Origin of the sequence: Amycolatopsis rhizosphaerae (genome assembly GCF_007713715.1) — a bacterium.
GTDB classification, from domain to species: domain Bacteria; phylum Actinomycetota; class Actinomycetes; order Mycobacteriales; family Pseudonocardiaceae; genus Amycolatopsis_E; species Amycolatopsis_E rhizosphaerae.
This window is the reverse complement of record NZ_VJWX01000161.1, coordinates 1-13,753: the sequence shown is the minus strand read 5'-3', so window position 1 is coordinate 13,753 and position 13,753 is coordinate 1. Positions and strand designations below refer to the sequence as shown.

12 protein-coding genes are annotated in these 13,753 nt (G+C 65.8%); 5 read left to right on the top strand and 7 right to left on the bottom strand.

The features are described 5' to 3' along the window. Positions 1-4: 4 nt before the first annotated feature. Positions 5-247: a YciI family protein gene (locus tag FNH05_RS17430; protein ID WP_144589665.1), complete on the bottom strand. Its 243-nt coding sequence runs from the start codon at positions 245-247 to the stop codon at positions 5-7. Positions 248-1,331: 1,084 nt separating this feature from the next. Here FNH05_RS17430 and cas3g point away from each other — a divergent pair. From cas3g to csb2, 4 genes are read left to right on the top strand one after another with little or no spacing between them, the layout of a single operon-like run. Further along, positions 1,332-3,692, top strand: a complete 2,361-nt coding sequence (cas3g, locus tag FNH05_RS17425; protein ID WP_144589663.1) for a type I-G CRISPR-associated helicase/endonuclease Cas3g — start codon at positions 1,332-1,334, stop codon at positions 3,690-3,692. Further along, complete coding sequence (cas8g1, locus tag FNH05_RS17420; RefSeq protein ID WP_144589661.1) at positions 3,692-5,890, top strand: type I-G CRISPR-associated protein Cas8g1/Csx17; 2,199 nt, start codon at positions 3,692-3,694, stop codon at positions 5,888-5,890. Before cas3g ends, cas8g1 begins: the two co-directional genes overlap by 1 nt. Next, positions 5,868-6,836, top strand: coding sequence for a type I-G CRISPR-associated RAMP protein Csb1/Cas7g (cas7g, locus tag FNH05_RS17415; protein ID WP_144589659.1), 969 nt, complete (start codon positions 5,868-5,870; stop codon positions 6,834-6,836). Before cas8g1 ends, cas7g begins: the two co-directional genes overlap by 23 nt. After that, the gene (gene csb2 / locus FNH05_RS17410) at positions 6,833-8,218 is read left to right on the top strand and encodes a type I-G CRISPR-associated protein Csb2 (RefSeq protein WP_144589657.1); all 1,386 of its coding nucleotides are present in this window, start codon (positions 6,833-6,835) and stop codon (positions 8,216-8,218) included. Before cas7g ends, csb2 begins: the two co-directional genes overlap by 4 nt. 706 nt (positions 8,219-8,924) lie before the next feature. Here csb2 and FNH05_RS17400 read toward each other — a convergent pair. The 5 genes from FNH05_RS17400 to FNH05_RS17380 all read right to left on the bottom strand — a co-directional run bounded on the left by FNH05_RS17400 (position 8,925) and on the right by FNH05_RS17380 (position 11,318). Continuing rightward, a complete protein-coding gene (locus FNH05_RS17400; protein ID WP_144589655.1) occupies positions 8,925-9,230 on the bottom strand; it encodes a hypothetical protein in 306 nt (101 codons plus the stop codon). Then, positions 9,223-9,471 (bottom strand): GntR family transcriptional regulator, encoded by a 249-nt coding sequence (locus tag FNH05_RS17395; RefSeq protein ID WP_144589670.1) that lies wholly within the window; start codon positions 9,469-9,471, stop codon positions 9,223-9,225. The genes FNH05_RS17400 and FNH05_RS17395 overlap by 8 nt, the downstream gene beginning before the upstream one ends. A 194-nt stretch (positions 9,472-9,665) precedes the next feature. Then, the gene (locus FNH05_RS17390) at positions 9,666-10,529 is read right to left on the bottom strand and encodes a helix-turn-helix domain-containing protein (protein WP_246127794.1); all 864 of its coding nucleotides are present in this window, start codon (positions 10,527-10,529) and stop codon (positions 9,666-9,668) included. Between the two features lie 13 nt (positions 10,530-10,542). Next, positions 10,543-11,046, bottom strand: a complete 504-nt coding sequence (locus FNH05_RS17385; RefSeq protein ID WP_342781575.1) for a DUF6879 family protein — start codon at positions 11,044-11,046, stop codon at positions 10,543-10,545. A gap of 8 nt (positions 11,047-11,054) precedes the next feature. Next, a complete protein-coding gene (locus tag FNH05_RS17380; RefSeq protein WP_246127792.1) occupies positions 11,055-11,318 on the bottom strand; it encodes a hypothetical protein in 264 nt (87 codons plus the stop codon). A 124-nt stretch (positions 11,319-11,442) separates the two neighbouring features. On the opposite strand from FNH05_RS17380, the gene FNH05_RS17375 reads away from it, so the two are divergent. Then, the gene (locus FNH05_RS17375; RefSeq protein WP_144589649.1) at positions 11,443-12,342 is read left to right on the top strand and encodes a phosphotransferase enzyme family protein; all 900 of its coding nucleotides are present in this window, start codon (positions 11,443-11,445) and stop codon (positions 12,340-12,342) included. Here FNH05_RS17375 and FNH05_RS17370 read toward each other — a convergent pair. Further along, positions 12,301-13,713 (bottom strand): NsdA family TPR-like regulatory protein, encoded by a 1,413-nt coding sequence (locus FNH05_RS17370; RefSeq protein WP_246127791.1) that lies wholly within the window; start codon positions 13,711-13,713, stop codon positions 12,301-12,303. The genes FNH05_RS17375 and FNH05_RS17370 overlap by 42 nt on opposite strands. Between the last annotated feature and the right edge of the window lie 40 nt (positions 13,714-13,753).

Genomic DNA, 13,753 nt, shown 5'->3' with positions numbered 1-13,753 from the left:
GTCGTCAGCCGTGGGACTTGAGGTTCTCCAAACCATTCGAGACGAGCAACGGTACGAACTCCACGACGCTGTGCGTGGCGACGCCGTTGAGCACGTAGGGATCGGTGGCCAGGATCCGGTCGAGATCCTCGACGGGCATCCCGGCAGCGAGGTAGACGCCACCGACCAGGGGTACCTGACGTCCGGCCACCAGCAGCAGTTGCCGGGCAATGAGGTCATTCAGCCATCGCCGTGGGCCGGTCTCCACGGGTCAACGTCCTCCAGCGGGACGGTGTAGGTCACCGTGACAACGAACATGTCCGCACCGTAGCGGAACCGACGGACCACAGCGGCAGTATTTGATCTTCTGAGAAGCCGGGCCGGGTACCGAGACGGCAACGACGAACGCCGGGCGGCCCTTGCGGGGCCCACCCGGCGTTTCGAGAGCGGTAGCGGTGGGATTTGAACCCACGGACGGGGTTAACCGTCACACGATTTCGAGTTCTGGATCACGGTGTTCAGAGGTGGTCACCGAGGTTCGACAAACGACTCCGGTTACTGTTTCACCTGGTCAGGGCTTTGTTAGCTGAGCTGGCACTGATCTCGAACTGGCGCGGTCGGCTACGACTGAGACGGGGATTGAGACGGAGCCTGAGACGCCTCGGGAAGAACTACCCTGCGCAATGGAGTCCGGCGGTAGTCGCCGGAGGCAGAGGCCATCCTGGTGTCCTCCGGTGACGCCGGCGAGCCGCAATGAAGTCCGGCGTGGTCGCCGGAGGCAGGGTGGCCGGAGGCAGCGGTCGTGCCGCCGGACACCTGGCGCGTGGTGGGCGAGCCGCAATGGAGTCCGGCCGTTGTGGCCGGAGGCAGACCGACCCGGTGACTCGGCAGCTGCAGCAGGTCAAGCCGCAATGGAGTCCGGCCGCTGTGGCCGGAGGCAGATGGTCCTCGGGGAGGGACTGCCAGTTAGGGCCGAGGTGGCCGCAATGGAGTCCCGCCGTTGTGGCCGGAGGCAGGGCTCGCGAATTTCGCGCCCTGTGACCTGCGATGTTAGAGCACGTTGCGAGCGGTTCCAAAAACCAACTCCCCGACTCGGTCCAGCGAGTCTCTCGGCACGGCGAAACGGCTCCTGACCTGCATGCGAGCGGTCCCCAGGGAAAGAGTCACTACCGGACCGCTCGCAGCAACTGGGATCCATCAGAGGCCGTGTCCAAGTTCGGGTGCCAAGACTGTCGGTGGGGCGTGGTTTCATGGCCGCCGTCAACGCTAGTCGAGGACCGCGGTAACACGAATGGCGCCGTGATCGACTACCAGTGACGGCGAATGACAGCCACAACCAGGGGGTTCACCCGGTGAAGGACCAGACCTTTGCGGAGCTGGTTGCGAAGGCAACGGGCGGGGACAAGCCGTACCCGTACCAGGAGCACCTGGCTGAGCACGGGCTGCCGGAGGTCTTGCGCGCGCCGACGGGTGCGGGCAAGACGCTGGCTGCGGTCTTGGCCTGGTTGCACCGCCGAGACGTGGACCCGGACAACACGCCACGATGGCTGGTGTTCGTCCTGCCGCAGCGGACACTCGTTCAGCAGACCGTCGACAAGGCCAAAGAATGGCTGGGCCGGTTACGGCGCTCGACGCCGGTCCATGTGCTGATGGGCGGGGAGGACCCGGAGGCCCAGGACTGGAAGAGCCACCCCGAGTGCGAACGGATCTTCGTCGGCACGCAGGACATGGTGCTGTCGCGGCTGCTGATGCGCGGCTTCGCGGAGCCGAGGCCCGCGTGGCCGATGAGCTTCGGGCTGTTCCATGCCGGGGTCCAGTTCGTCTTCGACGAGGTCCAACTGATGGGGCCCGGCCTATGGACATCACTGCAGTTGCAAGGGCTGCGGGAGAAGCTCGGCACCGCGTTGCCCTGCCGCTCGATGTGGATGTCCGCCACCTTGGACCCCGACCGCCTACGCACGGCTGACCTGCGACGGAAGTTGTCCGTGGTCGAAGTGACGGACAGGGACCGGATTGGTGATCTTCAAAGGAGGCTGGAGGCGACGCGGGAGATCACCGAGCTTGACCTGGGTAATCCTGATCGCAAGCGGTATCCGAAGGCGCTGGCAGAGCATGTACTCGCCGCACACCAGCCTGGTACCCGGACCCTGGTCATGCTGAACACCGTGGACCGGGCAAGAGACGTCTTTGCCGAACTGCGCCGGGCTTCACCTGCAGCCAAAGTGGTGCTGCTTCACTCACGGTTTCGCCCGGACGATCGCGACCAGCACACGAAAGACGCTGTGGACCCCGAGGTGGGTGAATACGGAACGATCGTGGTCAGCACCCAGGTGCTCGAAGCCGGGGTCGACGTCACCTCAGAGACACTGGTGAGCGAGGTGGCACCGTGGACATCGCTCGTGCAGCGGGCTGGGCGGTGTAACCGGGACGGCTACGCGCGCCGCGCGCGGTTGCTGTGGACCGCGCCGCCCGCCGGCGCCCATCCATACGACGCCGCCGATGTGCAGGCAACCGCGGAGCATCTACGCACGCTTGACGGACGCGCGTTGACCAGCGAAGAACTCGCCGGTCAGCAAGTGCCCGAGGGCAGGGCAGTGCATGCGGTACTGCGCAAGCGGGACCTGCTGGGGCTGTTCGATACCGCCCCGGACCTCTCTGGCAGCGACATCGACGTGAGCCCGTTCATACGCGACGCCACCGACCGGACAGTGTCCGTGGCCTGGCGTCATCTGCCGGACGCCGACGAACTGGAGAAGATGCCGACACCGCAGCGTGCGGAACTGTGCCCGGCGCCCATCAAGGCCATCAAGGATCTGGCGACGAAGAACAAGGTCCTGGTGTACGACCAGCGCGACGGCAAGTGGCTCCTGGCCGGGCCCAGAGATATCCGCCCGACCGCACTTCTTGTCAGTGACGCCGCTAGCGGCGGGTACACCGCGGAAACAGGGTTCGATCCGGCGAGCAAGACTGCCGTCTGCCCGGTCGAGCTTGCCGTCAAGTCCGCGAACGACGAGCCTGAGCAGCCAAACGCCACGAACACAGACCCGCAGTCGGTCGGACACGACGCCTGGATTCCGCTGGTCGATCACCTCGCCGACGCCGAGCGGGAAGTTCGCCGCCTTCTCGCAGAGGTATCGCCGCAGTTGCCCGCGCAGCAACTCGAAGCGATCGCGCTCGCGGCGCGCTACCACGACCTCGGCAAAACGCACCTGGTGTTCGTGACCTCGCTGGAAAAGGCCAACCCGGATACTCCGCCACCCAACACTACGACGATCTGGGCGAAATCCCCGAGCAACAGGACACTTCGTCACGATCCACCCGGTTTCCGGCACGAACTGGTCAGCGCGCTGCTGCTCCTCAAACCGGATACCGGACTTCTCGACAGCGTGGATGAGCCGGATCTCGTGACCTACCTGGCCTTGGCGCATCACGGTAAGGCGCGGGTGACCATTCGCGCTCAGGAAGGCGAAGCAGAAGACACTGTGCTCGGCGTGCGAGAGGGATCGACCACCCACCCGGTCGACCTGCCAAGCGGCAGACGTCTAGCAGGCCACGCACTGTCCCTCGCTCCAACGAAAATCGGAGCCGGTTCCTTGACCGATCGTGCCCTGCGGTTGCGGGATCGGGCCGATCTGGGGCCGTTCCGCCTCGCCTTCTGCGAGGCCATTGTGCGCTCGGCGGACTGGTGCGCCAGCCAGAACGGGGGCGCCTGATGCCCGAAGTGATCCTGCGCGGATGCGGTTCGACACCGCTCGGCGGCTACCTGTCCGCACTCGGTGTACTGCGTGCCGTCACACGTCTGCTCGACCCAGAGGCTTCCGGATACTGGCGCAGCAATCGGCTCGTGCTGCGCTCAAAACTGGCAACAACGGACGAGTTAGCAGGAGAGCTGAGCAAGTACTTCGAGCCTGAAGCAATTGTCTCGCCCTGGAATGCCGGGTCAGGTTTCGCCGCCAACGGCAAGAATACGACGGCTGAAGCAGCGCTAGCCTGGGTGCGGGATTCCACGGATACCCGCCTGCACGGTCTTCGGGAGGCTGTGGCGGCGGGTGACGAGGTGGTGGCGCAAGGTCGCGTTCTCGGCTGGGGCGGCAAGGGCGATGACCTGTGGGATTCCGGTCGCAAGCGCGACGTGCTGCAGTTGTGTCGCAAACTGTTCCCGGATGCCGCACTCGCCTGGCTAGACGCCGCCACGGCGCTGGTCGGCGACGAAGACGTGGCGTTCAGCCGCCTGCTGGGCACAGGTGGCAACTTCGGCCGCCAGGACCTCTCGGTCACCTACCTGAGCCGTCTGCAGGCGATCTGGCGGGACAAGCGCGGCCCGCACTGGTTGTCCTCTCTGTTGAACGGCACCGAGTCAGTTTCTTATCTCCGGGATGCGGTGGGGCAGTTCGATCCGGGCCGGGCGGGAGGCATCCAATCCTCCCCTTTCGAGAAGGCGGACGACAAGGGTTTCGTCAACCCGTGGGCGCTCCTGATGACGGTGGAAGGGGCCTTGCTGTTCGCCTCCGCCGTGGTTCGACGGCATGGCGCGGACTACAGTGGCGCGGCACTGCCCTTTCAGGTCAGGGGGGCGACCAGCGGTTTCAGCTCGGCCGCCGGTGGTGAGGATGCACTCGGAGAGTTGTGGGCGCCGGAGTGGTCTGCGCCGATGCGCCTGGCCGAGTTGGTGCAGTTGCTGGGTGAAGGCAAGGCTCACTGGCGATCCGGGCCTGCACGTTCCGCGCTGGATTTCGTCCGCGCCATTGCTAACCTGGGCGTGGACCGCGGTATCCGGGCGTTCCAGCGGTATGTCTTCGTGGACCGTCTTGGGCAGAATCCTCTCGCTATCCCTGCCGGCCGTGTCGAGGTACCGAGCACCCGCCGTTCGGTCAGCCTGCTGGCTCACCTCGATCCGTGGCTGGATTCGCTTCGCGGTCGCGTCCCGTCAGCGGTGGCCAGCAGGTTGCGTGGTGTCGAGCAAGCGCTGTTCATCCATGCCACCACCGGAAAAGCGGCGGACCTCGTCGAGGTGTTCGCCGCAATCGGACACTGCCATGAGACGGTGGCGCGGTCGAGCCGGGCGCAGCAGGCGGCCCCGCCGCTGGTGCTGCTCGGCAGCAAAGCGATCGCCGAAGCGCTGCGGCCGCGATTAGCCGATGATGCTGAGCTTCGCGTAGCGCTCGCCCTGGCTACCGCTCGGGATATCAGGGCAGGCGGCTGGTCGCTGAGCGGCCTGCGTTCGCTGTTGTCCCCGGTTGTCGCCGACAGTCGGGGACGGCCTAACTGGTCTGGCCGTCCAAGCCCGGTCTCGCTCAACGCGGGACTTATGGCTGCATTGGCCGAGGTGGCGCGGCGGCGTTCCATGCCCCGCCTCGACGAAGCGGAAGCGGGTGACCAGCGACCGGCGGTGCGTGGCGCGCGGATCGGGTTCCAGCGGGGGCTTTACGCCCGTCGGCAAGATGTGCGGGCCCTGATGGCCGGGGAGCTGGACGAAGCCAGGATCGCCGATCTCCTCGCTGGGCTTCTCACCGTCGAATGGGCGAACTCCGAATTCCGGCTGCCGTACCTGGGGAACGACTTCATCGGAGGTGCGCTGGAATTCCTGCTGCCCTTCACATCGGTCGAGCCGCTGCACGTGCCCCGCGAAGACGGGGCGACCTCCCCTATCCTGCTGCGTCCGGGTAACAACTGGCCTGCGCTGCTGCTTGCCAACCGCAGCGAGGAGGTTGTGCGGGATGCCGCGCGCCGACTGTCCATCAGCGGCCTGCCTGTCGCGGTCGAGCCGCCGCCCGCCAGGGTCGCGGGAGAGCGCCTGGCCGCCGTCCTGCTGTTCCGCCTAGCGGAAAGAGATCGTCTCCGATCCCTGAACCGGATCGCCGTCCTGCCAAAGGAGAAAGGCTCGTTGAGTGACCAACCGTCTGATGTATGAGGCCGAGCTTGCCCCGGTCATGGGCAGCACCTTCCAGCCGACTGGGTTCCCCGATCTCGGCGCGGCCACGTTCACTCGCTTCGAGGACGGCCAGGAGGTTCCGTCCCTGCTGGTGGAGTCGGTGCAGTCGATGGCGAACCGGTTGGAAGCGACAGCCTGGGACGAGGCGAACGACCGTCCTGTCTCCGCGCTGGACGGACTGCCCTGGGTACGGGTGGTGAGAGCAGGCACCGACGAGTTCCTGACCTCTAGCCGCTTGGAAGCCCACCGGCTGGCCTCGCCGTTCATCCACGCTTCCACTCTCGACAGGAAGCCGATGCTGGAACTGATCCGGGAACGGCTCGGCCTCGCCAAGGACACGCCGCTCAACCGGTCGGCAATGGCGGCCGCGGTCGCCGGACTGGACCCCTTCTGTCTCATCCACGGTGTGTTCTTCTCCCAGAAGGACTGGTGGGGACAGCCGAAGTTCCTTCGTACGCTGTCTGCCGTCATCGAGGCGCACCACGTGGAACGCGCGCACAGCGGCGGCCGTAAGTCCGACCGGGTTCGCCACCAGCTGTCCGAGGAATCCGGTGGCACGGCCGAGGGCTACGGATCGGTTCCGTTCGCCCGAACGGAATGGACGGCTAAGCGGATCCGTGCGTCATTCGTCCTGGACACCGGGCTGCTGCGCTCCTACGGTCTCCCGGAAACGGTGACGGAACTGCTAGAAACGGTCGCGTTGTGGGAGATTCGCTCGCTACTGTCGGACGGCAACCTGCGGCTGCGCACCGCCTGCGACCTGGAGTTGATCAGCGAGGTGGAACCGCGGCGGAACTCCGCACCTCTGCCCGAACTAGACGAACTGACCTCGCGAGTCGCTCGCCTGGTGCCCGCTTGCGCCGAGGTGTTCGGTTCGAGCGGACCGCTCACCGTGCAGTGGGCCGACAAGGGCAAGAAAAAGTGACCACCACGCTCGTGATCCGCTTTCCTTGGGGTCGCTACCACGCGACCCCGTGGGGGCGGCACGTGAACGAAGGTGCCGTCGAACTGCCTCCGTCACCGTGGCGGGTGTTGCGCGCGCTCTACGCGGTGTGGCAGACACGCGTGCCCGACCTCGACGAGCACATCGTGCACGGCCTGCTTGACGAGCTTTCGAAACCACCGACAGTCTTCGTACCTCCGCACGAGATCGCACATACGAGGCACTACTACCCCGACAGCAGGCACACCCTTGCCGGTTCCAGCGTCGACCGCACCCTGGATGCGTTCGCCGTGGTCGACCGCGATGCCAAGCTGGTATTGCAGTGGCGGAGCCTGGACCTCGACCCTCCTCAACAAGACGCGCTAGCCAAGCTCGCCATGTCATTGCCCTATCTCGGGCGAGCGGACAGCATCTGCGAGGCGGAAGTCGTTGACCAGTGGGAACCGGAAGACCACGAGGTGTGGGAACCGGTCGACGTCGCGGAATTCATCCCCGAGAACGCCGAGATTGCCACGGTCTTGGCTCCCGAACGGCCGCTCGATCTCGCTGCGCTCGTCGCACGGCCGGTCGACGTCCGCAAAGGTGGTCTGCTCTTCCCCGCAGGCACGAAGTTTCTTGCCTATCAGCAGAGGAAGCCTGCATCACGCGTGCAACGCCGGAGGCCGAACGCACCCGTCACCGCCGTCCGGTTTGCCATCGCTCAGCGCGTCCATCCGCCGCAGGCCGATGCCCTGATCTATACCGACCTGCTTCGCAGGGCGGCTCTGAGCAAGCTCGGTGGCCTGCGCAGCGAGCGTTCGGAGAGCATGCTCGGCGGCAAAACCGCCGAGGGGAGCCGGGCGCGGGATAACCACCAGCACGCGCACTACCTGCCTCTCTTCGACGAGTCAAAACACCTCGACGGGCTGCTGGTCTGGATTCCGGGCGGCTTGGGCGGTGACGAGTTGGAGGCATTGACACGAGTGACCTCGTTGCGCGCCGGCACGAACGACAAGTGGCGCCTCACCCTTCGAGCAACTGAGGCCGGGGATGTTCGCGACTTGGCGCCGCAACTGACCGGACCTTCGCGGCTCTGGCACTCGGTAACGCCATTCACGCCGTCGCGGTACCGGAAGAAGCGCGACTGGCACGAGTTCCTCCGCAGCGAACTAGAACGTGAACTCAGCTACCGAGGCCTGGGCGTCGAAGTCGCAGAACTGCGCGTGTCAGATGATCCGAGGTTCTTCCGCCGAAATCGGCCGTCCTCCCCGGAGCGCGTTCGCCCCTCCGCTTTCGTCTCCGTGCGGCTGAACCGCGAGGTAGCTGGCCCGCTGCCTCTCGGTCACCTGAGTCACTTCGGCCTTGGACTGTTCATACCGAGATGAGGTCACCGTGGGAGAAGACCCGCTGCCAGCGAGAATGGTGAACGAATTGGTTTACTGTCCTCGGTTGTTCTATCTTGAATGGGTTGAAGCACGATTCGCCGACAACGAAGACACCGGGCTGGGACAGCAAGCTCACCCGAGGGCGGACGAGGGATCCGGCTCTGTGCCGTTGCCGGACGACGGCGAATTGAAGGCAACATGCGGTAAAATCCCAGGTCAGCGGCCACGAATTTCGCGAGCCCTGTCTCCGGCGGCTTCCGCCGGACTCCATTGCGGCTGGTACAACTACCAGGTTCCGGTCATCGCGCAGGCCCAGGCTGTCTCCGGCGGCTTCCGCCGGACTCCATTGCGGCGGCGGCAGCTACCTCGGCGCCGTTTTCCTCACCCCAACTGTCTCCGGCGGCTTCCGCCGGACTCCATTGCGGCAGGTACGCGGTGTCGGTCAACGCGCCCAGGCCGGTGTTCTGTCTCCGGCGGCTTCCCTCGGACGCGGGCGGGCAGCGTCATCGAAGCGATTTGAGCTGGAAGACGCGAGGCCCTTGGGACAAGCGGATACTGTCCCAAGGGCCTCGCACCAGCTCTGCTGTGAACATCCCGTCTTGAGCTGGCTGCGCAAGCCTGCCGGTCGCCCGACCGGTCGCGCGCGGCGGTCACGGCTGGACGCGGCTGCAGGGGCCATGCGCGCCCAGCCGCGTTTGTCAGGCGCTCACCGGAGGACGGCAGTCGGCAACCGAATCCCCTCGTGGTCCATTGCCTTGCACAGTTCGGCCAGGTACGACCGCACGATGCGGTGCGTCGATCGAGCAAACTGACCCGCGCTGGCGAGGCTCTGCAGGAAGTCCCGCTCATCGGGCTCGGTCAGCTCACAGATGCCCACCACGTCGGCTCGCACGATGTCAACGGCCGCGGTCTCGAAGTCGTCCATGTTCTCGGCCAGTTCAGCAAGCCGGTCGAGCAGCTTCTTGACGCGCTCGTACTGCTGCCGGTAGTCCTCGTCGCTCGGCTTAGGCATGGCCACTGGCACCGTTGGAACCAGCCAGTTGCTCCTGGGCCTGCGCCTTCGCGTCTGGCGCGATGTAGGTGCCCTTCGACCTGATGGTGACGACCAGGCCGCGGACGCGAAGCACGCGAGTCGCGTGACGGGCTGTGCCGAGCGAGACTCCGTATTCCTCGGCAAGCCGCCGCTCTGACGGCAGCGGCATGTTCGCCGTCAGCTCGCCGTGCGCAATCCGTCCCGCGAGGTGATCAGCCATCGCCTCATAGACGTAGCCAGGCGAATTGTCGAGTCGATAGATGGCCGTCTCCGACTGGATCAATGATGCTTCCACGACGCTCCCTCAGTAGGTGGTGCTTGTTGCAGCGGGAGCGTATGGCCGCGGCATGGCTCACACGAAGAATGTTTCTCAGTGTTTCTCGAAGCTGATCAAGTCCTCGACCGAACGGGAAACTAGGCGCTCTCATCCGGTTGGTAGGCGGCCCAGTGTTCGGCGGCGTTGGCGATCAGGTTGCGGGCATCCCGCCCGTAGCTGATGCCCTCGACCGTCGCGAGTCGGGCGAAGATGCGGCCGTACAACTCAGTTTCTTGTGGTTGGGCCAGGTTGAGTTCTGCGGAGAAGGTCTCGATCATCGCCCGATCCTCGTCGAGCAGCCAAAAGCCGTGCGCGGGCGCCACGTCGTACTCGACGTCGAAACCGATGATGCCGAGCTTCACGTTCCGCAGCATGGACAGCGACACCAGGCGGTCGAGCTGGCCGAGCATGACCTCAGGCGGACAGAGCCGGTACCGCAGGACGGCTTCGGTCAGCACGAAGTGAAAGCGCTTTTCCGGCCGGTAGAGGATCTCTTGGCGCTGGATACGGGTCTGCACTGCCTCGTCGATGTCGTGGCGTACGCCGAAGACCCGGCCGCTTTGCTCGAAGCGAGCGCGGGCGTACTCGGCCGTCTGGAGGAGGCCAGGCACAAAGGTCGGTTCGAAGACCCGGAAGAAGCGCGTCCGGGCATTGAGTTCGGTCAGTTTGGCCTGGTGGGGCTTGAGCCCTGTGCGGAGTTGTCGCTGCCACTCGGCGTACTGCGTCTCCAGCGTTTGCAGCGACACCAGCAGTGCCTCGGCGTTGCTGACGGCGTTGGTGGCACCGGTCCAGGCCCGGATGTCCTCGGAGCTCGGGGTCTGCCGGCCGTTCTCCAGCTTGGAGACCTTCGAATGCGGCCAGTGCAGCAGCGCCGCAAGCTGGCGGCCGGTGAGCTGGGCATTCACGCGCAGCTCACGAAGCCGAGCGCCCAGCGCGGCACGCGCATCATGGACGCTCGGCACGTGAGTCGGTCCGCTACGCGGCAAAGTCCTCCCGTCGGAGAGCCTTGTGCCACGCTGCATCTCGCCAGTAGTTGTGTTGGACGATGGCAGCCGGATCCTCGATGACTTCGCCACCGAGGAAGGTCTCATCCTGGTCGAAGTGCATCCGCACCAGGAGACGCGAATCGAACAGCCAATAGTCGTAGTTGGGCAGGTCCGCGGCTTGCGCCCGGTCGAGGTAGCGGATGTCTTCGCCAGCGCCGTTGGTGTGGCCCGAGCAGAACAGCCCGAAGCGGCTGTAGTCGGTGAGCGGCACCGTGACCACGCGGACCCTGGCGTACCGCTTGCCCTCTCTGGTCGCCTGCCGGATCATCGCGAGCCAGTTCTCGAACCAGCCCATGTCCACCGGCTCCCCGGCGACGAACTGCCGCAGCGCTTCGGCTTCGTTCGCGGACTTGTACTGGTCGCGCGTCTCCAGCCTGAAAGCGCTGTGCTCGAAGCTACGGAAGAGCTGGCCGAACTCGGGGCCAGGTTCGATGAAGCGGCTCAGCGGTCTTCCCCTTCCTGCAGGTAGCGGCGGGCATAGTACTTGAGGACGTCTTCCGGAATCTCGATCAGCGTCTCATGCTCCGGCACCGGCCCCACGTCCGCCAGCACCTGCGGGTCCGTGACCTTCCACCCCTGTGCGATGTACGTGACCCGGTCCGCCCGATCGGTGGCGAACAGCGTCGGCGACTGCCCTTCCTGCGATTCCGGGTCCTTGCCCAAGAAGTAAGCGTGCATCTCGTCCTCCCAGTTTTCGAGAAACATACTGAACCACGGGACTTCGATCGTGAACCAACCGCAAACCGGTGTCAAGGTCGCGCCGACCTCAGCCCACTGGCCCGGTCGCCTTTAGGCTGAGGCAGCAGCCGACGCGGACGGGAGCGGTGTAGTGACTGAGGGCGCGCTCTTCACCTCGGAGTCGACGTTGTCCGTACTCACCGAGGCGTGCGAGGGGCGCGGACTTGACCCAACTGGGGCCGTGACGCTCCGGTTCGGCGAGAACGCCGTCTACCGGCTCCCTCGGGAACCGGTTGTCGTGCGCGTGGGCCGTTCGGTCGACGCGGCTCGGAAGGAAATCCGGGTCGCAAGGTGGCTCGAAGAGCACGGCTTCCCCGCCACTCGGCTCGCCGTGGACGCGGACGGCCCCGATGTGGTCCAGGGACTGCCCGTGACCTTCTGGCAGTACATACCCTCAGATCCAGAGCCGATCACAGCCGCGGAATTCGGCAAGGTCCTGCACGACTTGCACGCCCTGCCAGCGCCAACAAGCTTCGCGCTTCCCGACTTCGCGCCGATGCCGAAAGTGGAGCCACGCCTGGAGGAGATCCCGGGCGGCTGCATCTCCCCCGCCGAACTCGCCTTCCTGCGAGATCGGCACGAGGAGCTGGCGGCGCGGTTCGAGAACCTTGAGTTCGTGCTGCCGCCAGGGCCGGTGCATGGAGATGCGCATCCGGGGAACCTGATCCGCGCGACGGACGGCAGCCTGCAACTGATCGACTTCGAGGACTTCGCCTACGGCCCCCGCGAGTGGGACGCCGCGGTGTTGTCGGTCCGGCACCAGGCGTTCGGCTGGGCCTCGGAGGAGGAGTACCAGGCGTACATCACGGCCTACGGCTTCGACGCGATCACCTGGCCTGGCTTCCCGGTGATCCGAGCTGTGCGAGAACTGAACATGACCACGTGGCTTGCACAGTTGGCGGACCAGTCGGCCGAGATCGAAGCCGAGGTTCACAAGCGCATCGCGGATCTACGCGACGAGCAGGCTCCGCGACACTGGCGCGCTTTTTGACGGCAGGTTCAAGTCCACGAACTCCAGGAACTCCTTGACGAGCGGATCCTTCGAGAAGCCCGCGATCCGCGCGCGGAAGTCGTCGAGGTAGGAGACCACGCGGAAGGACTTCAACTGCGCGGCTGTCTCGGCCACTGACTTCGCGACATGCAGAGCTTCGTCCAGGTTGCCGTCCTGCAGATGGGAAGTCGCGAGGACCGTGCGGACGAACGAGAGGCTGCGCACATAGGTCGCGCCCGCTTCCCGGATTGACGTAGCCGCATGGTGGTTCGCGAGCTGGGAGTTGCCGAGGTCCCGGAAGCAGTGTGCGAACTCGGCGTGCAACTCGGCCGTGTCGAAGTACCTGATCCACTCCGGGTCGTTCTCCGGGTTGCCCTGGCAGTGCCAGCGCTCGGCTGTGAGCAGCGCGGCTGTCGCGTCCGCCTCCCTGCCGAGCGAAGCCAGGGCGCGCGCTTCCATAGCGTGGAACAGCGCCATGGTGGTCGGTGTGGCGTGACCGTTGGCCCCTTTGTATGCGGCTCTGGCGAGGTCGACGGCCCGCTGGTAATGGCCGAGGAAGTTCGCCTGGTGCGACATCCCGGCGAGGATTCGACCGCACAGGGGCTTGTCTCCCGCTGCCTTGGCCAGGCGGAAGGCTTGCGTCAGGTATCGCTGGGCCAGGCCGTGCGCACCCGTGTCGTAGGCGGTCCAGCCTGCGAGCCTGGTCAAGGCTGCGACCTCCCGGAAGTACTCCCGACCGACCGGATCATGCGGCGAGACGTGCGGCATGTTGGGCAGGATCTGCTGGTCCAGGAACGTCGCGACCAGCGACTTCGGCCGTCCGCCGCCGTACTTGTAGTCGAAGATGCTGAACATCGCGGTGGTGTCCCGCACGGCCTCGACGTCCATCATGGTGATCGGTCGCGACTCGGGCGGCGGTCCAGTCCGGTCGTCGGACTCGGTGAGCCATCGGATGACCAGACCGCTCCACGCTTCCGGCACGACGGCCAGGTCCGTCCGCGCTGGCGATCTCAGCTCCAGTTCGGTGATCGCGCCCAGCGCAGCGACGCTCTGTGCGACGTCTTCCGGATACTCCAGCCCAACATTGGCCCGGTCCTCGGTGACTGCGGCGAAGCCGATCTCGGCGAGGGACACCGCCCGGCCGAGCATGTCGCTCAAGGCCCGCGCGATCAGCTGGCAGGTGCGGGGGTGCGGCTGACGGGTGGTTCCGTCCAGCCAGCGCTTCACCGAGACATGGTCGGCCCTGACTGGCTCTCCGCCGTCCTGCTCGCTCAATAGGCGAACACGACGAGCCAAGCCCTTGTTCGTCGCCCCCGCCTGCTTCATAACCCCAGCTAGGAGCGTGTTCGGCTGCCTGTCGCTGTCGGCCACGCTTACCTCCGGGGGTTATTAAAACACCCCCATGCACCCC

Bases quoted from the DNA above. Each gene is read 5' to 3' on its own strand.
- FNH05_RS17400 (WP_144589655.1), bottom strand. From the start codon at position 9,230: ATGCCTAAGCCGAGCGACGAGGACTACCGGCAGCAGTACGAGCGCGTC.
- FNH05_RS17395 (WP_144589670.1), bottom strand. From the start codon at position 9,471: ATGGCTGATCACCTCGCGGGACGGATTGCGCACGGCGAGCTGACGGCG.
- FNH05_RS17380 (WP_246127792.1), bottom strand. From the start codon at position 11,318: ATGTTTCTCGAAAACTGGGAGGACGAGATGCACGCTTACTTCTTGGGC.
- cas8g1 (WP_144589661.1), top strand. From the start codon at position 3,692: ATGCCCGAAGTGATCCTGCGCGGATGCGGTTCGACACCGCTCGGCGGC.